The organism is Actinophytocola glycyrrhizae (genome assembly GCF_042653545.1).
Classification (GTDB): Bacteria; Actinomycetota; Actinomycetes; order Mycobacteriales; family Pseudonocardiaceae; genus Actinophytocola; species Actinophytocola glycyrrhizae.
In genome coordinates this window covers 125,461-149,964 of the sequence record NZ_JBHSIS010000017.1, presented here as the reverse complement: position 1 = coordinate 149,964, position 24,504 = coordinate 125,461, and the positions used below count along the sequence as shown (strand labels likewise).

Below are 24,504 nucleotides of genomic sequence, written 5' to 3'. Positions count from 1 at the left end.
GATCGGGCTCCTCGAACGGGATCAGTGCGTGCGGGTGCGGATGTCGTCCGGCCAGGACAGGGTGGTGCCGAGGGTGTCGGTGAGCAGCCGCTGGTAGTCGGCGAGGTGCGTGGCGTCGGAGCGGACCTTGCGTGGCGGCAGGCCCTTGTCCAGGCAGAAGGCGACCAGTGCGCCGACCGCCTCGCCGATGCTCCACTCGACCGGGTGCAGCCGGTAGCAACCGTTGGTGACGTGGGTGGTGCCGATGTTCTTGTTGGCGGGCAACAGGTTCTCAACGCGGACCGGGATCAGCGCGCCGAGCGGGATCTGGAACGGGTAGGCCTCGATGTCCACATAGGTCCGCTGCGCGGTGCTGGGGTGCAGGTCGATCCGGTACCGGCCGAGGCCGACGCTGTCGGTGAAGACCGCGCTGCCCGCCCCCTCAGGCCGCGCCTCGACGCCGACGTGTTGTTCGAGCACCGTGAACTCGGCGGCGATGCGCCGCGACTCGCGGATGTAGGCGGTCTTGGCGAGACCGTCGCTGGTGCCGGTGACGTCCGGGCGCAGCCGCAGGCCGGGATAGCCGGTGCCGCCGTCCCGGCGTGGCGCCTCGGTCTGCAGCCAGTACAGGAACGACAGCGACAGCTCACGGCTCGCGGCCAGCGCGCGGGCTGCCGCCGCCTCGTCCACGCCGAGGACCGGCGCCTCCCAGTAGTCGATCTGGGGCCAGTTGACGATCGTGATGTCGCCGATGCCCGAGTTCTCCGCGAAGTTGGCGGCCGACAGGACCCGGCGGAAGGTCCACAGCGGGAAGTACGAGTGCTGCTCGGGGTTGTCCTCGAACAGCCGCCACTCCCGCACCAGCAGGGTTTCCGGCGCGATGTCGGTGAACGACAGCTGCGGGCCGGGCCAGAACGACGAGACGCTGGTGCGCCAGTGGTCGTACCGGGCGGGGCGGTCGACCACGTGGTGCTCGCCCGGCCGGTGGTCGAGCGCGAGGACCCACGACACGGCCTGCTGGTCGAGCGGGTCCGCGACCGGTGGCGCGTGCGGCTCACCGGTGTCCTCGGCGCCCTCGGCGCCGATCACGTGCTCCACCCCGGCCAGCTCAAGCAGGTCGCCCAGCTCCGTGGCATCGACGGTGTAGGCGGCGGCGACGGTCACCTCGCGCCCGTCCCGCAGGTGCAGCAGCGTGACCGCGTCGACCTCGTCGCCGCTGGTGTGCGCGGCGACCGGCACGTGCTCGGTGAGCACGGTGATCTTCCCCGAGGCACGCCACGGGGCGAGCATCTCCGCCAGCACGGCGGCCGCGACGCGCGGCTCGTGGCAGAACCGGCTGACGATGCCCCGACCCGGGTCGAGCAGCGGGTCGGCGGCGACCTCGGGCTTGAGCGGGTAGTTGCGCCGGTAGTACTCGCGGATCCGCTGCCGCAGCTCGGTGTAGCCGGGTGCGGCGTACGGGCCCTCGATCCACGGGTGCTCGTCCGGCGGCACCGCCTGCGCGGTGAGCTGCCCGCCGAGCCAGTCGGTCTGCTCGGTCAGCACCACCGAGCCGCCGAGCCGGGCGGCGGTGAGCGCGGCGGCCACACCCCCGAGCCCGCCACCGACGACCAGGACGTCCGTACGGAGTTCTGCCATGCCCCCTGTACTCCTCTTTCTAGTCGGTGCGCGGGTCGGCGACTGTCTCGCCGGGTACCACTTCGCACGGCACGAGCACGCTTCTGGCCCGCTGTGCCGGGTCCTCCACCATGGCCACCAGCGCATCGATCGCGAGGCGGCCGATCTGTTTGCGTGGCACCTGCAGGCAGTCCCAGACCGCGCTGGTGCCCGGCCACACGCCCTCCAGCACCGCGACCGACAGGTCGCCGGGGATGGTGGCGCCGCGGGCGGCGAGCCCGGTGCGCAGTTCCTCGGCAAGCCGGACGCTCTCGGCGACCACCGCGGTCTCCGGTCCGGCGACGAGGTCGTCGAGCCACTCCTCGGTCAGGTTCGGCTCACCGCGGGCGCCAGGGGACCGGTCGGTGAGGCCGAGCCTGCGCACCGCCTCCTCGTAGCCCGCGCGGCGGTCCAGGTAGGACTCCTGGTCGAACGGTTCGCGGACGTAGGCGATGTCGCGGTGCCCGCGCCGTGCCAGCGTGTCGACGATCGCGCCTGCCGCGTCCGCGTAGTCGGGCACGATGCACGGGATGTCCGCGCCCGGCACCTCGCGACGTCCGATGTGGACGAACGGGTAGTCCTCGGCGGCGAGCCGGGCCAGCTCCTCCCGGTTCGTGGCGACACCCAGCAGGACGCTGCCGTCGGCCAGGTTGAGCCGGTTGGTGCCGTCGCGGTAGATGCGGCGGCGGCCGTCCCTGGTGCCGGTCGAGGTGAACAGCACCAGGTCGTAGCCGACCTCCTCGGCGCGTTCCTCGATGCCGAGCAGGAACTCGAAGTAGAAGTCGCTGCGGGCGTGCGGGAACACCGACTCGAAGGTGTGCACCCCGAGCAGCCGGTTGCTCTTGTTGCGCAGGTTGCGTGCCGCCGCGTTGGGCACGTAGCCCAGCTCGGAGATGGCGTCGAGGATCCGCCGCCTCGTCTCCTCCGGGATGCGCGCGGTGTCGGTGTCGCCGCTGATGACCCGCGACACCGCGGACTGGGAGACGCCGGCGGCCCGCGCCACGTCGGACTGTCTCGGCGCTCTGCGTTTCGTGGTCATGTGGTCTCCTGTCCGTCGAGCAGCCAGCAGTGTGCCCACTGTCCACTGGAGACGGTCGTGCGGGGAGGCGCCTCGGTGCGGCAGCGCGCCATCGCGAACGGGCAGCGCGGGTGGAACCGGCATCCGGCTGGCGGGTCGATGAGGCTGGGCGGCTCCCCCAGTTCGTCGGCGCCGTCGAACAGTGCCGCGCGGCCGCGGTCCGGGTCGGGTGAGGACTCGATCAGCAGCCGCGTGTACGGGTGCAGCGGCCGGGCGAGTACGTCCTCCTTCGGGCCACCCTCGACCATGCGGCCCGCGTACATCACGACGATCTCGTCGCACAGGTAGCGGGCGCTCGCGATGTCGTGGGTGATGTAGAGCAGCGCGAGGCCTTCCTCCTCCCGCAGCCGCGCGAGGAGGTTGAGCATGTCGAGCCGGATCGACACGTCGAGCATGGAGATCGGCTCGTCGCCGAGCAGGACCGCCGGTTCGACGGCGAGCGCGCGGGCGATCACCACCCGCTGCCGCTGCCCACCGGACAGCTCGTGCGGGAACTTGTCGACGAAGTCGCGCGCGGGTACCAGGCTCACCCGCTCCAGCAGCTCGACGACCCGCCGCTCCAGCTCGGCCCTGTCCTTGACGCCGTGGTGCAACCGCAGCGCGCGTTCGAGGTTGTAGCGCACGCGGTGCAGCGGGTTCAGCGAGCCGAACGGGTCCTGGAAGACCATCTGCACGTCGCGGTGGTAGGCGCGGTCGCCCCGCTTGCCGACCGGCTCGCCACGCAACCGGATCTCACCGGAGGTCGGGCGGTGGAACCGCGCAAGCAGACGGGCGAGGGTGGTCTTGCCGCTGCCGCTCTCCCCCACCAGCGCGACGATCCCGCCGGGCCGCAGCGCGAGCGTCGCGCCCTCGACCGCACGCACGACGGCGGTCTGCCCGAACGCGCCCCGCACCGTGAAGTGCATGCTCACGTCGCGGGCTTCCAGGATCGGCGCCGTCATGACACCCCTCCGCTCTCGTGCAGGCGGCACGCGACCAGTCCGTCGTCCACCGTGGACATGACGGGCAGGTGCTCCTCGCAGCCGGTGAACCGGTCGGGACACCGGGGGTGGAACGGGCAGCCGCCGGGTGGGCGGCGCAGGTCCGGCGGGCTGCCGGGGATGCCGGACAGCGTGCGCAGCGGCGCGGACAGCGGCGGGAACGAGTCACGCAGCCCGCGTGTGTACGGATGGCGTGGCGCGCGGTAGATCGACTCGGCGGCGCCGATCTCCACCACCCGGCCCGCGTACATGATCGCGATCCGGTCGGCCAGCTCCAGCAGCAGCGAGAGGTCGTGGGTCACGAACACCACCGCGAACCCCAGCTCGGCCCGCAGCCGCAGCACCTGGGCCAGGATCTGCCGCTGCATCACCACGTCGACCGCGGTGGTCGGCTCGTCCATGACGACCAGCTCGGGTTCGCACGCCAGCGCGAGCGCGATCGTGGCACGCTGCCGCATGCCGCCGGACATCTCGTGCGGGTAGCTGCGGGCCCGGTCCGCGGAGATGCCGACCATGCCGAGCAGCTCGACGGCCCGCTCCCGCGCCGCCTGCTTGGACAGGCCGGGGTCGTGGGCGCGCAGCACGTCGACGAACTGGGCGCCGATCCGCGCCACCGGGTTGAGCGCGTCCATGGCGCTCTGCAGCACGATCGACAGCGACGTCCACCGCAGCCGCCGCAGCTGCCGGTCGGACGCCGAGACCAGGTCGACCGGTGCGCGCCTGCCTTCGGGGTGGAACAGGATCCGCCCGCCGGTGATGACCGCGGGCGGCCGCTGCAACCGGGTCAACGCGGTGATCAGCGTCGACTTGCCGGAGCCGGACTCGCCCGCGACGCCGAGGATCTCCCCGCGCCGCAACGAGAACGACACGTCGACACACGCCCGCACCGGCACGTCCCCGGTCACGTACTCCACGTTCAGTCCATCGACGTCCAGTACCGTCGCGGTCTCCACCGCGGTGACCTCGTCCGCCACCCGCACCGACATCACGCCTCGCCTCCCGCCGCCCGTGCGGCCACCCGGGCCCGCCTGGTCGCCGACCTCGTCGCGGCCCGCAGCTTGGGGTTCGCCAGCTCGTCGACCCCGAAGTTCACCAGCGCCGCGGCGGTGCCGATCAACGCGATACACAGCCCGGGTGGCACGAACCACCACCACAGGCCACGCAGGACCGCGCTCTGCTGCTGGGCGGCCTGGATCATCGTGCCCCAGCTGACCGCCGAGGAGTCGGTGATGCCGAGGAACGCGAGCCCGGCCTCCGCCATGATGCCGCCGATCATCGCGTGCAGGAACATCGACGCGATCAGGCCGGAAAGGTGTGGCAGCACCTCGAAGAAGACCAGGCGCCGCCGCTTCTCGCCGAGCATCCGCATCGCGACCAGGAAGTCCCGGTTCGCGATGCTCAGCGACTGCGCCCGCAGCGTGCGCGCGCCGCCCGGCCAGCCCAGCAGGCCGATCACCAGCGCGATCACCCACAGCCCCGTGCCCTGCAGGTACCCGGCGATGATCAGCAGCAGCGGCAGCCCCGGCAGCACCAGCACGATGTTGGTGAGCAGGTTCAGCACGTTGTCGACCGTGCCGCCGAAGTAGCCGGACGTGACGCCTACGAGGATCGCCAGCGCGGTGCCGATGGCGGCGGCGAGCACACCCACGAACAGCGACCCGCGTGCGCCCGCGATCACCTGCGCGAGCACGTCCTGTCCGAACTGGGTGGTGCCGAGCAGGTGGTCGCCGCCGGGTGGGGCGGCGATCGCGGTGATGTCGTTGGCCCTCGGGTCGATACCCACCACGTGCTCGGTCAGCCACGGTCCGAAGACCGCGAGGAACGTGAAGAAACCCAGTACCGTCAGGCCGACCCGGACCTTCCAGCCACGCAGGAACATGGTCATGCCGCCCCCTCGCGGGCTCCGGGGAGCCGCTGTGGCTGACGGCTCACTCCGCAAGCTCCGGGCAGCCGCCGATGGCTCACTCCGCAAGCTCCGTTCACCGGCCCTCCCTGATGCGCGGATCGAGCAACGCGTAGACCGAGTCGGCGAGCAGGTTCGCGATCAGTACCGCGATCGTGATCAGCAGGAACACGCCCTGCATCACCGGGTAGTCGCGCTGGTTGAGCGCCGAGTACAGCAGGTAGCCCATGCCGGGGTAGCTGAAGACGATCTCGGTGAGCAGTGCGCCGCCGAGCACGCCGCCGAGCGCGAGCGCGAACCCGGTGAAGTTCGGCAGGATCGCGTTGCGTGCCGCGTAGCGCAGCATCACGCGGCGCGGGGAGAGCCCTTTCGCCTTGGCCAGCAGCACGTAGTCCTCGCGGACGGTGGTGACCATCATGTTGCGCATCCCGAGCAGCCAGCCACCGAACGCGGAGAACACGATCGTCGCGGCGGGCAGCGCGCCGTAGTGCAGCACCGAGAGGAAGAACGCCGGGCCGCTCGCCGCGTCCGGGTCGTACCCGCCGGACAGCGGGAACCAGCCGAGCAGGAAACCGAAGGCCCACAGGGCGAGTAGCGCGACCCAGAAGTACGGCACCGACGACACGAAGGTCGTGAGTGGGCTGACGACCGCGTCGAACCGGCTGCCCGCCCGCCAGCCGGCGAGCACGCCGAGCCCGGTGCCGAGCACGAACGCGAGCACGGTCGTGGCGCCGACCAGTCCGACCGTCCACGGCAGGCTCTGCGCGAGCAGGTCTGAGACCGGGGTCGGGAAGCTCTGCACGGACACCCCGAAGTCGAGCCGGACGATCTGGCCGAGGTAGGCGAAGTACTGCCGCAGCAGGTTCGCGTCCGGGTCGCCGAACAGGCGCTGGATCGACTCCACCGCGCTCGGTGACACCTGCTGCCCGCTGACCCGCTCCAGCCGTTCGATGATGCCGACGGCCGCGTCCCCCGGCATCAGCCGCGGCAGCAGGAAGTTCAGCGTCACCGCCGACCACAGCGCCGCGAGGTAGAACCCGAGCCTGCGGGCGAGGAACCGCCACCGGCGGGCCGCCTTCGCGGCCCGCCGGGGCTGCGCGGCCGCCGGAGCCGTCGTGGTCATTTCCGGCCCGTGGGGGTCAGGCCGAGCAGGGTGCGGGCGGCGTCGGGGCCGAGGTCGGGGAACGGCACGCGGTCGAAGTCCTGCGGGTCCGGCCAGCCGCCCCACCGCTTGGAGTTGATGTTGATGAACCAGTACGAGTTGTAGATCGGCGCGAACGGCACCTGCTCCACGACGACCGTCTGCGCGTCCTTGGCGAGTTCCTTCAGCCTGCCCTCGTCGTCGGTGCCTGCCATCGCCTGGATGGCCGCGTCGAGGTCGGGGTCGGTGAACCGGCCGAAGTTGGCGGGCGCCTTCTGGCCGAGCGGCTTGGTGTACTTGCTGTTGAACCCGGCGTAGGTGGCGAACACGCCTGGTCCGCCGATCTCGGCGACGGTGAGGTCGAAGTCGCCGAGCTGCTGCTGCTCGTAGAGGTTCACCGACGGCACGCCCACGGTCTTCACGGTGAGGCCGAACGTCTTGCGCCAGCTGTTGACGATGATGTCGGCGTAGGCGCCCCAACCGTAGTCCTGGTTGAACGACAGCGTCGGGGTGAAGCTCTGCCCGTTCTTGGTCAGCGCGCCGTTCTCGACCGTGAAACCGCCATCCGACAGGGCTTTCCGCGCACCTTCCACGTCGATCGCCGGGTCGGCGTCGCGGTAGTCGGCCTTGAGCCAGTCGCCGTACACCTGCTCGGCGAGCCCGGTCGGGCCCGCCTCGGTGCCCGGCCGGTTGAGGGTGGCCACGATGTCGGTGCGCGGGATGGTGAGCGACAGCGCGCGGCGCAGTGCCGGGTCGTCGAAGGGTGTCCTGGCGGCGTTGAAGACCAGCGCGTAGGCACGGCCCGTCGCGTACTGCTGGTACTGGTGGTGCTCGGGGTCGACGGCGACGTACTCCTTGTCCGCACCCGGCCAGGACGTCGCGGCCCAGTCGACCTCACCACGCAGGAGCTGTGCCTTCACCGCGTCCTGGCTCGTCGGGATGATCTTGACGGTCTTCATCCTCGGTGTGCCGCCCCAGTAGTCGGCACGGGTGGCGAGGGTGACCTGCTGCGCGGAGAAGCTCGCGAGGGTCACCGGACCGGTGCCGACCGGGTCGGGGTTGGTCCACGTGTTGAGGTCCTGGTCCGCCCAGATGTGCTTGGGCACCATGGGCAGCTGCGGGTTGGCGAACTGGTTCAGCTCGCTGTACGCGGGCTGTGCGAAGTGGACGGCGACGGTCTTGTCGTCGACCTTCTCGACCGCGGTGTAGGTGACGCCCGCGATGTTGAACTGGGGCTGGTCGAGCGGCAGGTTCAGCGAGAAGTGGACGTCGTCGGCGGTGAGCGGCCGGTCGTCGGAGAAGGTGACGCCCTCGCGGATCGTGAAGCTCAGCGTCGCACCGCCGTCGGAGAACTCCCAGCTCTCGGCGAGCCACGGTTTCGTGGTGGCGCCGTCGCTGTAGTCGGTGCGGACGAGCGGCTCGTAGATCAGGCTCGCACCGGGGGTCTTCTGGGTGGCCGGGCCGACCACGTTGAAGTTGCGCGGGTAGGTCGTGCCCGCGTCGGTCTTGCCGATGACGAGCGTGTCGGCACCGCCGCCCGCCGTGTTCCCTGGCGCCGCGCACGCCCCGGCGGCGAGGGCGACCGCGGCCGTGAGCAGCAACGCGCGCCTGGACAAGGGGTTGGTCGTCACCATCTCGGTCACCCTGCTCCTTTGCCGGGAATCTGCTTGCGAATACGTATGAGCAACGCTCCGTCCGAAACGGCTCGGAGTCTGGTACTACGTATGAGCGAGGATGTTAGGCAGCGCGCTCGGTCCACGTCAACCATCCGGGAGGAACCTTCATGTCCGTCGAGGTCTCGGTCCGCACGCTGGACGGCACCCGCCTGTCCGGCACGTTCACCACGCCGGAGGAACCGCGGCGCGCGGTGCTGATGGTCCACGGGGCGGGCGTGACCCGCGACGAAGTGGGCCTCTACCCGCTGCTCGCCGAGGCACTCGCGGCAGCCGGGGTGGCGAGCCTGCGACTGGACCTGCCGGGCCACGGTACGAGCGGCGGCAGGCGGGCCGACCTGACCCTCTCCGGCCTGCTGAACGCGCTCGACGCGGCAACGGCGAAGGTGGCGGCGCTGACCGGACTGGCCAGGACCGGCATCGTGGCGGCGAGCCTGTCGGGTGGCGTCTCGGCGTACTTCGCGGCGCACCGCGAGGAGATCGTGGACCGGCTCGTGCTCTTATACCCGCTGCTGGACTACCGGCGCCGGTTCGTGTTCGGGAAACCGTGGTGGACCGGCACCGAGGTGACCGGCGAGGCAGCGGAAACCCTTGACAGGCAAGGACATGTCGAGCACACGCCGGTGTTCCCGCTCGGGCGCGCGATGCTCAACGAGGTGTTCTGGCTCCGTCCGGACGAGGTGTTCCGCGACCTGGTGGCGCCGACGATGCTGATCCACGGCTCGGCCGACCCGACGATACCCCTCGCATCGTCGGAGAAGGCGGCAGCGGACCTGACGGCCGAGCACGAACTGGTCGTCCTCGACGGCGCGGGCCACGGCTTCTCCCCCGCCGGCGACTCACCCGCCGAGGTGGCGAAGAGTCGCGAGTGGACCGCGGCGGCGGTCGCGGTCGCGACGAGGTGGCTCACCCCGCCGCGACCGTGAGGCGAATCAGCCGACGTGGAGACACTTCCCGGACGGGTTGTTGCCCGCGAAGTACATCGGCCACGCGAACGCCCTGCGGCTCTCGGGACCGTAGATCCCGTCCTGCCCGATCCGCCACCTGTACTGCGCGTAGGCAACGGCCTTCTTGGTGTTGGGCCCGAAGTCACCGTCGATGCCGAGGTTGGACGCGTAGTTGCACGACTTCAGCGCCGTCTGCAGCACGACGACCGCACCACCCTGGGCACCTTCGGCGAGCGTGCAGTTCCTGCTGCCCGTACCCCTGTGGTAGGGCTGGCGCACGTAGTCGCCCCTGGCGTTGACCTTGACCGCCTTCACACCGTCGCACCACCCCACCGAGGACGCCGCCGACGCGGTGGCGCCTGTGAGGCTGATCCCCCCGGTGACCAGCGCGGCCGTGACCGCCACCATGGCGAGAACCCTTCGCATGTCGCTCCTTTCGACGGTCACCCCCTGTGACCCGGAGCAGATGCTGCCGCGACGCCCTTTCCCAGCACTTTCGCGAGGATGAAACCAAACTCCGCCGCCCCGCCGTGAAGGCGCGTTGACGGCACAACGAGTGCCGTGAATGGGCCGTTCAGGGCGCCCAGCGCCCTGACCGTGCCGACCGTGCCTCAGGCGGCCGCCTCCCGCGCGGGCGCCGCCCCGGCGAGCCACGTGCCGATCCGGCGCGCCGCCGCCATCCCGGCCCACGCGGCGAGCTCGACGAGCGTGTCGTCGCCGGGCGCGGTGCGGCGGAACTCCTCGACCAGGGCGTCGTCGACCTGGTAGGAGGCGAACGCGACCAGCAGGGCCAGCTTCCCCGCCGCCCGGTCCTCCTCGGCAAGTCCGGCGACCGCGTCGTCGGCCCATGCCCTGCTGAGCCCCGGTGCCCGTCCGTCCCACGTGGACAGCCGAGAAAGGACGAGCGCACGCACACTCGAGGGCACCGACCGGGCACCGGCCGCGTCGACCGCCGCGTAGGCACGGGCGAACGCCTCGGCGACCACCCGGTTCGACCGGGCCCACCCCAGGTCGTCCCGCGGCGGCACGGCGGGCAGGAACTCCAGCGACTCCCCGGCGGCCGCCCCGCCCGGACCGGGCCGCAGCACCCCGCCGAGCACCTTCCTGGCCTTCGGCTTGGCGGACTCCGGCACGTGCGACGGGAACGGCGACTCGGTGAGGAACACGTTCACGACCCGGTTGTAGTAGTGGAACGCGACCGCGACCCCGATCAGCTCGGCCGCGTGCGACGGCGAGAACGGCGCCGCGACCGGCTCCGCGACCGAGGACGCGCGTGCCCACTCCGTCAGCACCGCCACCTCGGACCCCGCGTCCGGGATGGCCGCCAGCGTCATCCCGTGCACGTCCGCGCAGTACGGGCAGTCGTTGGCGAGCGAGACACCGGTCGCCACCGCCTCCTTGCCCGCGCGGTCGGCGAACCCCTGTGCCAGCAGGGTTTCCCGCAGGATCATCCACGACGCGGCCAGCACGTCCGGCGACGCCGAGTGCAGCGCCACCGGCGGCGCGAGCATGCTGAAGTCACGCTCCACCTGCCGGTACACCTCGGCGACCAACCCCGTGGCGTGTCGCCGCTTGACCACCCGCACGTGCCGGGTGTCGTTCAGCGACCGGCGCACCGCGAACCGGACCAGACCCGCGACCATCGCCTACCCCCGACCTTCCGCACGGGCCATCACGGCGCCCACCACGAAGTCCGGGTACTGCTCGGCGATCCCGTCGACGTCCGGCAGAACCCGCACGTCGCCGAGCCCGGCCGCCTCGAACGTGGCGCGCCACGCGGCCGGTGTCAGGAAACCGTGCGTCGGGCGCCGCACCGGGTCGGTGGCGACGTCGGTGAAGCTGTCCAGGAAGTCGAAGATGACCTCCGCGTGGATGGGCCGCGCGAGCTTGGTCGGGCGGATGCACTCGCTCACCACGACCGTGCCGCCCGGTTTGAGCGCCCTCGCCGCCTCGCGGATGACGAAGTCGAGGTCCGGCGCCACGTGGAAGCAGTTGACCGAGTAGACCACGTCGAACGTGCCAGGCTCGACCCCCTGCGGCTCCCACGGCTGCGTCATGTCGACACGTGCCGACTCGACGACCGTCGACGGGTCCGCCGCCGCGTTCGCCGCCCGCTCACCGTGCCGCGCGAAGGTCTCGGCGACCTCGGTGAACCGGTAGCGCGTCACGGCCGGGCCGAGCTTGCGGAGCACGTACTCGGCCGCGCTGCCGCAGCCACCGCCGATCTCCAGCACCTCGAACGGGCCGCCGCCCGGGGGCACGAGCCGCGACACCGCCTCCGCGCCGACCGTGTTGTTGATCGCGTAGAGGAGGTTGTCGTTGGAGAAGTACTTCAGCCACAGCGGCAACTTGGCCGGTGCGAACAGGATCTCGTCGCCCGTTGCCTCGCCCGAGAAGAACGTCTTCGCCTCGTCGACCAGCGTGCGCAGGATGTCCGCGGCCACGGCCACCCCCGGCTCCCGCTGCGCCAGTTCGGCCGCGACGGTCTCGAAGTCGGGCTCGGTCAGCGCACCAGGGTAGTAGCGGCCGCCCTCGTGCTCGAAGACGCCCGCGATGGTGAGCTTCTCGTACAGGAACTTCAGCGGGATCGTCCTGCGCCACGGGATCGAGAGGTCCCTCTTCGCCTGCTGGACCGAGATCCCGTTCGTCCCTGGCAGCGCGCCGATCGAGGAGAGGATGCGGTGCGCGGTCGCGTCGACGAGTCGCGAGAAGTTCTCGTTCGCCGCGAGGAACCGGAACGGGAAGAGCTCCCGGACCCGCTCGTCGGCGATGGCGGCCTGGAGTTTCGCGAACTCCTCCGCCTTGGGGTGTTCGGGGTTGGACATGGCGTTCACCGACTTTCGATCGGTCAGGCCGCGCGGCTCGCGGGCGCGGACCAGTCGTGGACGGTCATGGGGAGGCCACCGCCGAGGCGCAGCGACATCATCGGTTCCGGTTTGACCTGGAAACCTGGCACCGCACCGAGCCTCAGGTCCCGCATCAGCGTGGAGATGATGAACGTCGCCTCCATCATCCCGAGGTGGTTGCCGACGCAGAACCGGGGACCGGCGCCGAACGGGATGTGCGCGTAGCGCGGCCGGTCCGACGGGATGTCCGGGTCGAACCGTTCCGGGTCGAACCGCTCCGGGTCCACCCAGTACCTCGGGTGCCGGTGCAGGGTGTACGGGCAGATCAGCACCTCGGCGCCCGCGGGCACGTGGTAGCCGCCCACCTCGTCCTGCGCGAGCGCCCGCCTCGGCAGGATCCACACCGGCGGGTGCAGGCGCATCGCCTCCTGCAGCACCATGTGCGTGTACCGGAGCCTGGTGAGGTCCTCGTAGGCCGGGCGGCGGTCGCCGTAGACCGCCACCGCCTCCTCGTGCAGCCGCGCCCGGACCTCCGGGTGCCTGCTCACGAGGTCCAGCGTCCAGCCGACCGTGCTGGCCGTCGTCTCGTGCCCGGCGAGCAGCAGCGTCACCAGCTCGTCCCGCATGCGGCGGTCGGCGACGCGGCGGTCGGCCTCCTTGGCGGTGGACGCGATGAGCCGGGTCAGAACGTCGTCGCCGGACTCGACCGGGTTGGCCGCGCGGTGCGCCACCAGGACGCCGACGATCCGCTCGAGGTCCGACCGGGCCGAACGGAACGCCCGCTGTCCCGCCGTCGGCAGCCACCTCGGGATCATCCCGAGGGTCTCCATCTCGAACATGGCCTGGTCCTGCACGGCCTCGAACGAGTGGCCAACCGACTCGAACTCGCCGAGGTCGGCGTCGAGCAGCGTGCTGCCGAGCACCCCGAGCGTGAGCCCGGTGACCTCGGACAGCACGTCCACCGGCTCGTCGCCGCCCAGCCGCGCCCGCAGCCGTTCGACCATGCCGAGCGCCTCGGACACGATCACGTCGGCCTGCCTTGCGATCCGCTTGTGCTGGAACACCGGCTGGATGGTGCGCCGCTGCTCCTTCCACAGCGCGCCCTCGCTGGTCAGCAGCCCGTCACCGAGCGCGCGCTTGGCCTCGGTGTAGCCGATGCCCTTGTGGTAGTTGGCCGCATTGTCCGCCAGCACGTGCTTGGCGTGGTCGGGGTGGTTGAAGATGTAGAGCTTCTTCGGGCCGATCGCCACCCGTACCGCGTCGCCGTACTCCCGGACCGCCCCGCTCATCAGGCCGAGGCGGTCCGCGCGGAGCTGGCGCAGGATCCCCAGGGCCGCCCGCCGGGGCGGCCCTGGAGGCACTCGGCCACCGTTCACGGTCACGCCGCCGCGGGACGGGCCTGCGGCCCGCCTGCCCCGTCGCCGCTGTCGGGGACCGCGGCGATCGGCGGTGCCGACGCCTTCTCCCGCTCGTCCTTGGCCCGCTGATCCGCCGCCTTGTTCACGAAGTGCTGGCTCCACAGGAACATCCCGCGGATCAGGCACACGACCGCGGTGGCGAGGAACAGGCCGTAGGCGATGTGCATGATCATGAACAGGCCGTAGAACAGCGCGACACCGGCACCGAACGCGAACTGCGCGGCCGGCCTGGACGGCGTGGTGCCGGGGTCGGTCACCATGTAGTTGGTGTAGAGGATGAACGCGACACCGGTCATGACCGCGAGCGCGCCGGGGATCGCCGTGTCGAACACGATGCCGCGCAGGATCGCCTGGAGCGCGAAGAAGCTCAGCCATCCGGCGATCAGCCACATCCGCCCGGTCAGCTTCGCGTTCAGCATCGTGCCCGTGATGATGATGATGCCCGGCAGGATCCAGCTGCCCCAGTCGTTCAGGCCCTCGGTGAAGTGGTAGGGCGGCGCGATGCTGCCCCACGGGAACAGCACCAGCACCATCAGGATCCCGAAGTTCGACGGGTTCATGTAGTGCTTCAGCTTGCCGCGCACCGGGGCGCGCAGGATCCACTTCGCCGCCACCGCGAGGGTGACCGCGAACATCATCACCCAGATCCGGTCGTTGACGTAGATCAGCATGTTCAGCGCGATGCTGGTGATGTGCGCCGGGAACAGGAACTCCATCAGTCCCTTGAACCCGTTGCCCGCGTAGCGCGGGTCACGCCCCTCGACCCGTGCCCCGATCTTCTCCAGCACCAGCTCGACGGTGTACCCGGTGGCGATGGCGACGATCGGCCAGATCCACGGCTGCTCGAAGCCGAGGAAGATGTACCCGGCGACGTTGAAGAGCGTGATCGAGATGGCGAACCTGCGCAGCGCGGTGATGTGCTTGGGTTCACGCAGCTTCGGCGGCCCGCCGGCAGGCGGTTGACCGCCCGGCTTTGCTTCCTGCACAACCATTTCGTCCCTCACTTCTCCTCGGCCGTGTCGCCGAGCGCGAACGCGTGCCTGCCCTGCTCCAGCTCGAACTCCTCCTTGTGCGCCTTCCCGTCGCGGTCCCGCCACTCGAGGCGGACCGCCACCGGGCCGTCGACGTCACCGAGTCCGATGTGTACCTCACTGCTGCGCTTGCCGCCGTGGCCGCTGCCGCCGTCGACGCGCTGGATGTACTTCTTGCCATCCGGCGTGGTCACCGTGACCTGCGCGCCGGTCGCGGGCGAGCCGGGTGCGGGTGCGCCACCGACCGTCTCCTCCTGCTCGTGGGTCAGCAGCAGGTTCAGGTAGCCACCCGGGTCCGGTGCCTCGTTGTGGTAGTACACCGGCTCGCCGTACTGGCGGGCCACCGCGAGGTCCAGGCGCCCGTCGCCGTCCGCGTCGCCGGTGGCGATGCCCCTGGTCGGGATCGGCACGGCGAGGCCGAGCTCCGGCGCGAGGTCGACGTAGCGGCCGTCCTCACCCTTGACGAAGAAGTGCAGCGTCTCACTGCCCGCGATGTCGTCGCCGGCGTTGGCGTTGGGCCAGAAGAACGGGTTGGACACCAGTGCGTCGTTGGCCATCGCCAGCTCCTGCAGCTGCGGCCAGCGGTTCGTGGAACCGCGGATGAAGCCGTTGGTCACCGCGATGTCCAGCTCACCCCGGTTGGCGAAGTCGGCGAGCTTGTTGTCCCAGGACCAGCCCGACCACGCGGTGCCGTCCTCGCCGCTGACGTCGGCGAAGGGCGCCTCGCCGTCCTGCAGCTGCGTGCGCAGATCCGCCTTGTCCTTGGCAGTGTTGACGTAGTGGAAGTTGCTCTCCACGATGCCCCAGGTGACGGTCAGGTTGGAGACGAACGCGTCGTAGAGGCCGTCGTGGTTGGTGTCACCGAAGTCGACACCCATGCCCTTGAACGAGTCCTCACCGATCCGCTTCGACTTCGGCGTGCCAGGGGTGCGGGTCGTCTCGAGGTTGTCGAAGCTCACCTTGCCCGGCTGGGACCTGTTGTACAGCAACCGGTCCTGACCGAAGTCGTTCGCGATGTACAGCTCGGGCAGCAGGTCGCCGTCGAGGTCGTTCGCGCTGACCGCCAGCGTCCAGCCGTTGCGTGCCTCCTCCGGCAGCGTGTCCGCGGGCAGCGCCTCGAACGTCGCGGTCGGGTTCGCACCCGCCGTGGCGCCCTTGCCGAGCAGGATGTGCTTCCCGCCGCCGTTCTGCGCGTGGGACAGGGAGTGGTTCATCTCCACGCCCCCGTCCTTGTCCGGGTCGAGGATGGGGCTGTCGGGGAAGTAGTTGCCGACGAAGATGTCGTCGTGGCCGTCACCGTCGAAGTCCGCGACGGTCGCCGCGTTGGAGTTCCACTGTGGACCGTTGTACTGCCCGTCCGGAGCGGTGTTGTTGCCCGGCACCGCCTCGGTCGCGACGAACGCCGACGGCGAGAGCGAGCCGTGGTCTGCCGTCTGCAGGTGGATGACGGGGGTGCGGCCCCACATGTAGATCAGCAGGTCCAGTCTGCCGTCCTCGTTGAGGTCGGCAGGCACGCAGCCCATCGGCGCCATCACGTCGTTGACCGGCAACGGGGCCGGGGTGAGCTCGAACGGCTCGTACCGGTCGCCCCGCGCGTCGGGCACCGGCGTGACGATCACCTGGTCGGTGCGCGGGTCGACCACGCACAGGTCGTTCGGCAGGCCGTCGCCGTCCAGGTCGTTCATCGCCACAGCGGCGCCGACCGAGGACATCCACGCGTCGATGTGCTTGTACGCCTGGTTGACCTGCCGGATCGACTGCTGCTTGTCCGACGCGGGCAACGCCACGCTGTGCTCGCTGAACGCGTAGTTGCTCGCCATCTCGTTCCTGGTGTCCGCCGAACTCTGCGGCAAGGTGACCACGAAGTAGAAAGCGACGACGACCACGAGCGCGATGACACCGGTCAGCTGCCTGCGCAGCATGCCAAGTACCGCGGTCATGTGTTCACACCTCCAAGAGAAACGAATGCGTCGGCGAGCCGCTGCCGCCAGACCTCGTACGCCGGCTTGTCGCCGTCTGGCTGATAGCCGGGGCGGAGCTCGTCGGTGAGCCGTGCCGCCTCCTGCGGCGTGCTGCCGCAGAGCACCTGGGTGGCCAGTGCCGAGTGCGCGGGGACGACGCCCGCGCGCACCCGTGCGTTGGCCGCGAACGCGCTGCCCTGCGCGAGGTTGCCGCGGTAGTCGCCCGCCCTTGCGCGCAGCGTCCGCAGCTCCCGCTCGGCCACGGAGCGGTCGTCCCCGCCTCCCGCATAGGTGGCCGCGAGCCCCACGCCTGCCCACAGGTCGGGGCGCCGCCGCTCCGGGAACGTGTCGAGCAGGTCGGCGACCAGGACCGGGTCGGTGCCGCGGACGAACCACGACGCGCGCCCGATGCCCTGGTCGATCGCGTTGTTCGCATACGACCCGTGCCGACCGCCCGGCCAGGGGAAGTTCTGGTCCTGGTACTTGCCGTCCACGTAGCGCGCGGTGTGGAAGTAGGCCTGGTGGAACCCGTACCCGTCGAGCACCAGCGGCGCCAGCACCGGGTCCAGCGACGAGGGCTTCGGCCAGCGGAACCGCGGCAGCCGCGCCATCGCCCAGCCGATGCCGACGTAGGCCAGGTGCTGGTAGGCCGCCCCGCCCGGGGTCGCGAGGAACCGGCGCACGTTGTCCGAGCGGCCGAAGGGCAGGCCGTCGAGCACCGCGAGGCCCATCGCCGCCCCTTCGCAGGCGAAGCCGTGCAGCCAGTCCGGCAGCTCCTCGATCCGCGCCATCGCGTCGGCGGACGTGCGCGCCTCGACCGCGTGCGCGTAACCGGTGATGAATGCCTTTCCGACGTTCTCGAGCCGTTCCTGTGCGGCGGGAGATTTCTTGTGGAAGCCGCGCTTGTCGAGAGTGGTCTCGGCGACATTCGGTGTCAGTAGGCGCCGCCGCAGCGCCCGCCATGAACTGGTCAAGTTCCATCCCCTAACCGTCGGCAAACGGCCTCGTGATTCGTCCACAATCGTCACCCACCACGGGCACCGGCCACGACTTCACGCATGCCGCGTCCCCGGCGTTCCTGATGTCCGAGGTGACATTGTCAGAGTCAGTCGTGCAAACGGCGGCGCGCATCTCCGGCGATGCGGTCTCGTGTCATTTTCGAAGAAGTAATCGGATGGCACTTGAGGAGATGGCAGAGGCCGTACCAGTCGGGCAGCCTTGGAGACGGCATTGGGAAAAGCGTGTCGAGGACTGTCGCCGAACTTCGGTCTTATCGCCGCGGTCTGCGGCCGGCGTAATCCGCGCCGATTCGTTCGGATGGTCGTCGAGAATAGGCGGTACAGGTTGAGCACCGAACGAATCGCGATCGTCGGCATCGGACTTCGTTACCCCGACGCCGCCAGCACCCAGGACCTCTGGGAGAACATCCTCGCCGGACGCCGTGCGTTCCGCAGGCTCCCGGACGAGCGGATGAACCAGGCGGACTACTACTCCCCCGACCAGGCCGCACCGGACCGCTTCTATGCGAAGAAAGCGGCCGTGTTGCGGGACTTCGAGTTCGACCGGCTCAAGTACAAGGTGGCGGGCAGCACCTACCGGTCGACCGACCTCACCCACTGGCTCGCGCTGGACGTCGCGGCGACGGCTCTTGCCGACGCCGGCTTCCCCGAGGCGGAGGGCCTCCCCCGGCAGGCCACGGGTGTCGTCTTCGGCAACAGCCTCACCGGTGAGTTCGCGCGTGCCAACCTCATGCGGCTGCGCTGGCCGTACGTGCGGCGCACGCTCGCGGCGGCCCTGGCCGCGAAGGGCTGGGACGACGACGAGACGAGCGCGTTCCTGCGCGACCTGGAACCGGTGTACAAGGCACCGTTCCCGGCGATCGACGAGGACACCCTCGCAGGCGGGCTCGCCAACACCATCGCGGGCCGGGTCTGCAACTACTTCGACCTCGGCGGCGGTGGCTACACCGTCGACGGCGCCTGCTCGTCGTCGCTGATCTCGATCGCGACCGCGGCCAAGGCACTGACCGACGGCGACCTCGACGTCTGCCTCGCGGGTGGCGTGGACCTGTCCATCGACCCGTTCGAGGTGATCGGGTTCGCCAAGACCGGCGCGCTGTCCACCGGCGAGATGAAGATCTACGACGCCGACTCGAACGGCTTCTGGCCGGGTGAGGGCTCCGGTGTCGTCGTGCTGATGCGCGAAGAGGACGCCATCGCGAGGGGACTGCGGATCTACGCCTCGATCACCGGCTGGGGCATGTCCTCGGACGGCAAGGGCGGCATCACCCGGCCGGAGGCGGCCGGGCACCGGCTCGCCATCAGCCGCGCGTACGGCCGCGCCGGGTACGGCCCGGAGACCGTCGCCTACTTCGAGGGCCACGGCACCGGCACCGCACTGGGCGACGCCACCGAGCTGGAGGCGATCGGCTCGGCCCGGCGCAACTCCGACCCGGCGGCCCGGCCGGCCGCGATCAGCTCGCTCAAGGGCAACATCGGCCACACCAAGGCGGCCGCTGGTGTCGGCGGGCTGATCAAGGCCGCGCTGTCGGTCTACCACCAGGTCATCCCGCCCGCGACCGGGCACTACGACCCGCACCCGAAGCTCATCGGCGACTCCCCGGCGCTGTACGTGCCGAGCGAGCCGGAGCTGTGGCCGCAGGACCACCCGATCCGCGCCGGTGTCTCGGCGATGGGGTTCGGTGGCATCAACACGCACATCGCGCTGGAGCAGGCGCCGGGCACCACGCGGCGCGCGGAACTGCCCAGGGAGACGGCAGCGCTGAACAGCAGCAGGCAGGACGTGGAACTGCTGCTGCTCGACGCCGACGACGACGCGAGCCTCGCCGAGCGGATCAGCGGGCTCTCCGAGGTCATCGAGAAGCTGTCGTTCGCCGAGGTCGCCGACCTGGCCGGGGCACTGGCCGGGCAGCTGTCCGGCGGGGCGGTCCGCGTCGCGATCGTGACCGCCAGCCCCGAGGACGCCATCGCCAAGCTGGCGCGGGTGCGTGCCGCACTCGACGAGGGTGAGCGCCTGTTCACCGCCGACGGCGTGTACCTCGACCGAGGGCAGAACTCGCCGAGGATCGCCTACCTGTTCCCCGGTCAGGGTTCGGGACGGGGCTCGGTCGGTGCCATCCGGCGCCGGTTCGCCGCGGCCGAGACCGTGTTCACCCACGCGGACGTTCCCACGGGCGGCGACCAGGTCGCCACCGAGGTCGCGCAGCCGCGCATCGTCGCCGGGTCCGTCGCGGCCCTGCGGGTGCTGCACACCCTCGGCGTGGACGCCGACGTCGCGGTCGGGCACAGCCTCGGCGAGCTGACCGCGCTGGCGTGGGCAGGCGCACTTGGCGGCAAGGACGTCGTGCGCCTGGCGAAGGCACGTGGCGCGGTGATGGCCAACGCCAGCCAGGGCGGCGGCGCGATGGCCGGTCTCGCCACCACGGCGGACAAGGCCAGGGAGCTGTTCGGCGACGACGAGGTCGTGATCGCCGGGTACAACGGGCCGAAGCAGACGGTCATCGCCGGCGACGCGAGTGCGGTGGACCGCGTGTGCGACCGGGCCAGGGCCGCCGGTGTCACCGCGAACCGGATCAACGTCTCGCACGCCTTCCACTCGCCACTGGTCCAGCCCGCGGCCGACGCGATGACCGGCAGGCTCGCCGATTTCGACTTCGCCACGCCGACGCGGACCGTGGTGTCCGCGGTGACCGGCGACGTGCTCGACCCCGGCGCCGACCTGCGGGTGCTGCTGCGCGACCAGATCGTGTTCCCGGTCCGCTTCCACGAGGCGGCCGCGAAGGCCACCGACGGCGCGGACCTCGCGGTGGAGATCGGCCCCGGCCGGGTGCTCTCCGGGCTGCTGCGCGACATCGCACCCGAGGTGCCGGTGCTGTCGGTCGACACGGACAGCCAGTCGCTGACCCCGCTGCTGTCGGTCGTCGGCGCCGCGTTCGCACTCGGTGCGGCCGTGGACGCCGAGGCGCTGTTCGCCGACCGGGTGCTGCGCCCGCTGCAGCTGGATGGCAGCTTCACGTTCCTCGCGAGCCCCTGCGAGGCGGCACCCGACCTGGCGGTCGGGCTCACCGAGTTCGGCGCGCAGGCCCCGGCCGGTGCGGCGGAGGAGGGTCAGGCCGGTGCGGCCGAGGACGGCACGTCCACCCTCGACCTGCTCCGCCAGCTCGCCGCCGAGCGCGTCGAACTGCCGCTGGAGACGGTGACCGCGGCGACCCACCCGCTCGACGACCTGCACCTGAGCTCGATCACGGTCGGCCAGATCGTCAACGAGGTGACCCGCCAGCTCGGCCTGCCGACGCTGGAGGCGACGACCAACTTCGCCACCGTCACCCTCGGCGAGCTCGCCGTGCTGATCGACGAGATGGCCGAGGCCGCCGAGGGTGGCGGGGCAGGCGGCGGCAGCACCGAGGTCGCCGGTGTCGGCCAGTGGGTGCGGCCCTTCTCCGTCGACTACGTGCCGGCCAGGACACCGAGGGTGACCGTCGGCACCGGCCCGGTCGGCAGCTGGCAGGTGTTCGCACCGGCCGGTCACCCGCTCGCCGAGCGGCTGCGGGTCGCGCTGGCGGAGGCTGGCATCGGCGACGGTGTGCTGCTGTGCCTCCCGGACAGCGGTGAGGAGCACGTCGACCTGATCCTGTCGGCCGGCCAGACGGCCGCTGCGGCGGAGCCGGGCAGCCGGTTCGTCGTGGTGCAGCACCGCTACGGCGCCTCCGGCCTGGCACGGACGGCGTTCCTGGAGACGCAGGGCGTGCCGACCACGATCGTCTCCCTGCCCGACCTCGCGCCGTCCTCCGCGGCCGACGTGGACGAGGCGGTGCGGCGGGTCATCACCGAGGCCGCGGCGACCACCGAGTTCAGCGAGGTCCGCTACAACGCGGACGGCCAGCGCAGGACGCCGGTGCTGCACGTGCTGCAGCCACCTGCCGACGAGCGCACCGGCACCCCGCTGAACAGCTCGGACGTCCTGCTGGTCACCGGTGGCGGCAAGGGCATCACCGCCGAGTGCGCGCTGGCGATGGCACAGGACTCCGGCGCGAGCCTCGCGCTGATCGGCCGGGACGACCCGGCCGACGACGAGGAGATCTCGGCCAACCTGGCGCGGATGGCGGCCGCGGGCGTGCGTGCGCAGTACGAGCGCGCTGACGTCACCGACGCGGCGCAGGTCGCCGCCGCGGTGGCGGCGTTCGAGGTCGGCCTCGGCCCGGTGACCGGCGTGATGCACGGCGCCGGGCGCAACGAGCCCTCCGCGTTGACCAACCTGACCGAGGAGCGGTTCCACCAGACGCTGGCCGTCAAGATCGCGGGCCTGCGCACGGTGCTCGACGCGGTCGGCGAGGACAACGTCAAGCTGCTGGTCACGTTCGGCAGCATCATCGGCCGGGCCGGCCTGCGCGGCGAGGCGCACTACTCGACCGCGAACGACTGGATGTCCGAGCTGACCGCCGACTTCCAGCGCAGGCACCCGGAGGCCAAGGCACTCGCCATGGAGTGGTCGGTCTGGTCGGGCGCCGGCATGGGTGAGCGGCTGGGTGTCGTCGAGGCGCTGGTGCGCGACGGCATCACCCCGATCTCGGTGGAGGACGGCCTCGCCGTGCTGCGCCAGGTGCTCGCCGACCCGGACGCCGGGCCGATCGTGACGATCACCGGCCGGATGGGCGGGCTGCCGACGCTGCCGCTGGACATGAGCCAGGAGCTGCCGCTGACCCGCTTCGTCGACCGGATCCTGGTCCACTACCCGGACGTCGAGCTGATCACCGAGGTGGAGCTGTCCGCGGGCAGCGACCCGTACCTGTCCGACCACGAACTGGACGGCGACCTGCTGTTCCCCGCCGTGGTGGGCATGGAGGCCATGACCCAGGTCGCGGCCGCCGTGCTCGGCAGGACCGCAACGCCGCTGCTGGAGAACATGGAGTTCCTGCGGCCGGTCGTGGTCCGGCCCGGCTCCACGACGGCGGTGCGGCTCGCCGCGCTGGTCCGCGACGAGGAGACGGTGACCGTCGCCATCCGCGCCGAGGACACCGGGTTCAGCGCCGACCACTTCCGGGCGACGCTGCGCCTGCCCCGGCCCGAGCTGGCCGACAACGGCATCACCCGCGAGGCCACCCAGCTCTCGCCGGTGCCGGTCGACCCGATCACCGAGCTGTACGGCGGGGTGATGTTCCAGGGCAAGCGGTTCCAGCGGGTGCTCGGCTACCGGCGGGCGAGTGCCCGGCACGCGGTGGCGGAGCTGTCGACGACGACACCCGCGCCCTGGTTCGCGCCCTACCTGCCGCAGGACCTGGTGCTGGCCGACCCCGGCACCCGCGACGCGGTGATGCACGCGCTCCAGTGCTGTGTCCCGGACGCGACGCTGCTGCCGCAGGGCGTCGAGAAGCTGCACCTGGCCAACCCGACCGCCCAGTACGTCGAGTACGTGCTGCTCGACGCGCGGGAGCGGTCGCAGGACGGCGACAGCTACGTCTACGACATCGACGTGCTCGAGCCGTCCGGCACGGTGGTGGAACGCTGGGAGGGCCTGACGCTGCGGGCGGTGCGGAAGAAGGACAGCTCCGGCCCGTGGGTGCCCTCGATGCTGTCCGGCTACCTGGAGCGGGCGCTGGAGCGGGTCATCGGTGGCAGCCGCGCCGTGGTCGTCGAACCCGGCCCCGGGCCGGACGTGCCGTCGGACCGGCGGGCGCAGACCCAGCTCGCCGCGAGCCGCGCGCTCGGCGGTCCGGTGAACGTGCGGCACCGGCCGGATGGCAAGCCGGAGGTCGACGGCGCCTCGATCTCGGCGTCGCACGGCGCCGGGGTGAGCCTGGTCGTGACCGGGGAAGGCAGGCTCGGCTGCGACGTGGAGAGCGTCGTGGCGCGCACGGACGAGGACTGGGCCGGGCTGCTCGGCGCCGACCTGGTCCGCGTCCGTGACCTGGTGGCCACCGAGACCGGCGAGGACGCCGACCGGGCCGCCACCAGGGTGTGGGGTGCGCTGGAGTGCCTGCGCAAGGTGGGCGTCACCGACCGGACCCTGACCGTGTACCGGATCCACGAGGACGGCTGGGTGGTGTTGTCGGCCGGGGAAGCCAGGATCGCCACCTGGGTGACCACGTTCAACGACCTCGAGAACCCGGTCGCGTTCGCCGTGCTGTCCGGCACGGAGTGATCGATCCGACCATGTGACGAGGCGGCCGGCCGGGGATCCCCCGGCCGGCCGCCTCGTCCGTTTCCCCGGTCCGGGCACATCGGAACGACCAAGGAAGCAGGACGTTATGGCACACATCGACCTCGGCCTCGACGAGACCCGGTTCCCCGGGATCAACGGGCCGCTGCGGTACCGCCCGGAGACCGGGAAACCGCTGCTCGACCTGGCGGAGGCGCTGCTGCGCGGCCCGCACCCGCTGTCGGAGGGTGAGCGCGAGCTGATCGCCGCCTACGTCTCCTGGCTCAACGAGTGCGACTACTGCGGCAACTCCCACGCCGCGTTCGCCGCCGCCCAGCTCGAGGACGGCGCGACGGTCGTCGACCTGGTCCGGGCCGGGCTGGACGCCGCGCCCGTCTCGGCGAAGCTGCGCGCGCTGCTGCGCATCGCCGCCGCCGTGCAGGCCTCGGGCCGCGGGGTCACGCGCGACCTGGTGGCGGCGGCACGCGCTGAGGGGGCCACCGACCTGGAGGTCCACGACACCGTGCTGATCGCGGCCGCGTTCTGCATGTACAACCGCTACGTCGACGGGCTCGGCACGTTCGCCCCCACCGACCCCCAGGCGTACGCGAACGCGGCGGACCGCATCACGCGCCACGGCTACCACAGCTGACCGGCGAAGGCACTAAACCGGAAACGCCCTTTTCGGACCGGAACCCGGCGGCCCATTCACGAAAAATGGCCGTCGACACCGTCG

17 protein-coding genes are annotated in these 24,504 nt (G+C 71.2%); 3 read left to right on the top strand and 14 right to left on the bottom strand.

From position 1 onward, the window contains the following. Nucleotides 1-21 precede the first annotated feature (21 nt). From ACFPCV_RS26515 to ACFPCV_RS26485, 7 genes are all read right to left on the bottom strand, one after another. Nucleotides 22-1,617 carry an FAD-dependent oxidoreductase gene (locus tag ACFPCV_RS26515; RefSeq protein WP_378059058.1) on the bottom strand — a complete coding sequence of 532 codons (1,596 nt, stop codon included), beginning with the start codon at nt 1,615-1,617 and terminating at the stop codon, nt 22-24. A 19-nt stretch (nt 1,618-1,636) separates the two neighbouring features. Then, nucleotides 1,637-2,674: a LacI family DNA-binding transcriptional regulator gene (locus tag ACFPCV_RS26510; protein WP_378059057.1), complete on the bottom strand. Its 1,038-nt coding sequence runs from the start codon at nt 2,672-2,674 to the stop codon at nt 1,637-1,639. Further along, the gene (locus ACFPCV_RS26505; protein ID WP_378059056.1) at nt 2,671-3,654 is read right to left on the bottom strand and encodes an ABC transporter ATP-binding protein; all 984 of its coding nucleotides are present in this window, start codon (nt 3,652-3,654) and stop codon (nt 2,671-2,673) included. The genes ACFPCV_RS26510 and ACFPCV_RS26505 overlap by 4 nt, the downstream gene beginning before the upstream one ends. Then, the gene (locus tag ACFPCV_RS26500; protein WP_378059055.1) at nt 3,651-4,679 is read right to left on the bottom strand and encodes an ABC transporter ATP-binding protein; all 1,029 of its coding nucleotides are present in this window, start codon (nt 4,677-4,679) and stop codon (nt 3,651-3,653) included. The genes ACFPCV_RS26505 and ACFPCV_RS26500 overlap by 4 nt, the downstream gene beginning before the upstream one ends. Then, nucleotides 4,679-5,578, bottom strand: coding sequence for an ABC transporter permease (locus ACFPCV_RS26495; RefSeq protein ID WP_378059054.1), 900 nt, complete (start codon nt 5,576-5,578; stop codon nt 4,679-4,681). Before ACFPCV_RS26495 ends, ACFPCV_RS26500 begins: the two co-directional genes overlap by 1 nt. 94 nt (nt 5,579-5,672) lie before the next feature. Continuing rightward, a complete protein-coding gene (locus ACFPCV_RS26490) occupies nt 5,673-6,719 on the bottom strand; it encodes an ABC transporter permease (protein ID WP_378059053.1) in 1,047 nt (348 codons plus the stop codon). Beyond that, nucleotides 6,716-8,371, bottom strand: a complete 1,656-nt coding sequence (locus ACFPCV_RS26485) for an ABC transporter substrate-binding protein (RefSeq protein ID WP_378059351.1) — start codon at nt 8,369-8,371, stop codon at nt 6,716-6,718. The genes ACFPCV_RS26490 and ACFPCV_RS26485 overlap by 4 nt, the downstream gene beginning before the upstream one ends. Before the next feature lie 149 nt (nt 8,372-8,520). Here ACFPCV_RS26485 and ACFPCV_RS26480 point away from each other — a divergent pair, with 149 nt between their 5' ends. After that, nucleotides 8,521-9,336, top strand: coding sequence for an alpha/beta hydrolase (locus ACFPCV_RS26480; RefSeq protein WP_378059052.1), 816 nt, complete (start codon nt 8,521-8,523; stop codon nt 9,334-9,336). 6 nt (nt 9,337-9,342) lie between these two features. On the opposite strand, the gene ACFPCV_RS26475 is transcribed toward ACFPCV_RS26480, so the two are convergent. The 7 genes from ACFPCV_RS26475 to ACFPCV_RS26445 form a co-directional block, all read right to left on the bottom strand. Beyond that, nucleotides 9,343-9,783 carry a peptidoglycan-binding domain-containing protein gene (locus tag ACFPCV_RS26475; RefSeq protein WP_378059051.1) on the bottom strand — a complete coding sequence of 147 codons (441 nt, stop codon included), beginning with the start codon at nt 9,781-9,783 and terminating at the stop codon, nt 9,343-9,345. Nucleotides 9,784-9,968: 185 nt separating this feature from the next. Beyond that, on the bottom strand, nt 9,969-11,000 hold the full coding sequence (locus tag ACFPCV_RS26470) for a carboxymuconolactone decarboxylase family protein (protein WP_378059050.1): 1,032 nt from the start codon (nt 10,998-11,000) through the stop codon (nt 9,969-9,971). Nucleotides 11,001-11,003: 3 nt separating this feature from the next. After that, on the bottom strand, nt 11,004-12,182 hold the full coding sequence (locus tag ACFPCV_RS26465; RefSeq protein WP_378059049.1) for a class I SAM-dependent methyltransferase: 1,179 nt from the start codon (nt 12,180-12,182) through the stop codon (nt 11,004-11,006). A gap of 23 nt (nt 12,183-12,205) precedes the next feature. After that, nucleotides 12,206-13,564 carry a cytochrome P450 gene (locus ACFPCV_RS26460; RefSeq protein ID WP_378059048.1) on the bottom strand — a complete coding sequence of 453 codons (1,359 nt, stop codon included), beginning with the start codon at nt 13,562-13,564 and terminating at the stop codon, nt 12,206-12,208. Nucleotides 13,565-13,581: 17 nt separating this feature from the next. Beyond that, on the bottom strand, nt 13,582-14,613 hold the full coding sequence (locus tag ACFPCV_RS26455) for an enediyne biosynthesis protein (RefSeq protein WP_378059047.1): 1,032 nt from the start codon (nt 14,611-14,613) through the stop codon (nt 13,582-13,584). Between the two features lie 8 nt (nt 14,614-14,621). Further along, a complete protein-coding gene (locus ACFPCV_RS26450; protein WP_378059046.1) occupies nt 14,622-16,592 on the bottom strand; it encodes a CRTAC1 family protein in 1,971 nt (656 codons plus the stop codon). Further along, nucleotides 16,589-17,587, bottom strand: coding sequence for a DUF1702 family protein (locus ACFPCV_RS26445; protein ID WP_378059045.1), 999 nt, complete (start codon nt 17,585-17,587; stop codon nt 16,589-16,591). The genes ACFPCV_RS26450 and ACFPCV_RS26445 overlap by 4 nt, the downstream gene beginning before the upstream one ends. A 370-nt stretch (nt 17,588-17,957) precedes the next feature. Between ACFPCV_RS26445 and ACFPCV_RS26440 the strand changes: the two genes are divergently transcribed. Next, complete coding sequence (locus tag ACFPCV_RS26440) at nt 17,958-23,771, top strand: type I polyketide synthase (protein WP_378059044.1); 5,814 nt, start codon at nt 17,958-17,960, stop codon at nt 23,769-23,771. A 106-nt stretch (nt 23,772-23,877) separates the two neighbouring features. After that, nucleotides 23,878-24,420: a carboxymuconolactone decarboxylase family protein gene (locus tag ACFPCV_RS26435; RefSeq protein WP_378059043.1), complete on the top strand. Its 543-nt coding sequence runs from the start codon at nt 23,878-23,880 to the stop codon at nt 24,418-24,420. Nucleotides 24,421-24,504 lie beyond the last annotated feature (84 nt).

Coding starts and splice junctions, on each gene's coding strand:
- ACFPCV_RS26490 (WP_378059053.1), bottom strand. CDS start 6,719: ATGACCACGACGGCTCCGGCGGCCGCGCAGCCCCGGCGGGCCGCGAAG.
- ACFPCV_RS26500 (WP_378059055.1), bottom strand. CDS start 4,679: ATGTCGGTGCGGGTGGCGGACGAGGTCACCGCGGTGGAGACCGCGACG.
- ACFPCV_RS26505 (WP_378059056.1), bottom strand. CDS start 3,654: ATGACGGCGCCGATCCTGGAAGCCCGCGACGTGAGCATGCACTTCACG.
- ACFPCV_RS26450 (WP_378059046.1), bottom strand. CDS start 16,592: ATGACCGCGGTACTTGGCATGCTGCGCAGGCAGCTGACCGGTGTCATC.
- ACFPCV_RS26515 (WP_378059058.1), bottom strand. CDS start 1,617: ATGGCAGAACTCCGTACGGACGTCCTGGTCGTCGGTGGCGGGCTCGGG.
- ACFPCV_RS26495 (WP_378059054.1), bottom strand. CDS start 5,578: ATGACCATGTTCCTGCGTGGCTGGAAGGTCCGGGTCGGCCTGACGGTA.
- ACFPCV_RS26475 (WP_378059051.1), bottom strand. CDS start 9,783: ATGCGAAGGGTTCTCGCCATGGTGGCGGTCACGGCCGCGCTGGTCACC.
- ACFPCV_RS26470 (WP_378059050.1), bottom strand. CDS start 11,000: ATGGTCGCGGGTCTGGTCCGGTTCGCGGTGCGCCGGTCGCTGAACGAC.
- ACFPCV_RS26480 (WP_378059052.1), top strand. CDS start 8,521: ATGTCCGTCGAGGTCTCGGTCCGCACGCTGGACGGCACCCGCCTGTCC.
- ACFPCV_RS26435 (WP_378059043.1), top strand. CDS start 23,878: ATGGCACACATCGACCTCGGCCTCGACGAGACCCGGTTCCCCGGGATC.
- ACFPCV_RS26510 (WP_378059057.1), bottom strand. CDS start 2,674: ATGACCACGAAACGCAGAGCGCCGAGACAGTCCGACGTGGCGCGGGCC.
- ACFPCV_RS26465 (WP_378059049.1), bottom strand. CDS start 12,182: ATGTCCAACCCCGAACACCCCAAGGCGGAGGAGTTCGCGAAACTCCAG.
- ACFPCV_RS26455 (WP_378059047.1), bottom strand. CDS start 14,613: ATGGTTGTGCAGGAAGCAAAGCCGGGCGGTCAACCGCCTGCCGGCGGG.
- ACFPCV_RS26485 (WP_378059351.1), bottom strand. CDS start 8,371: ATGGTGACGACCAACCCCTTGTCCAGGCGCGCGTTGCTGCTCACGGCC.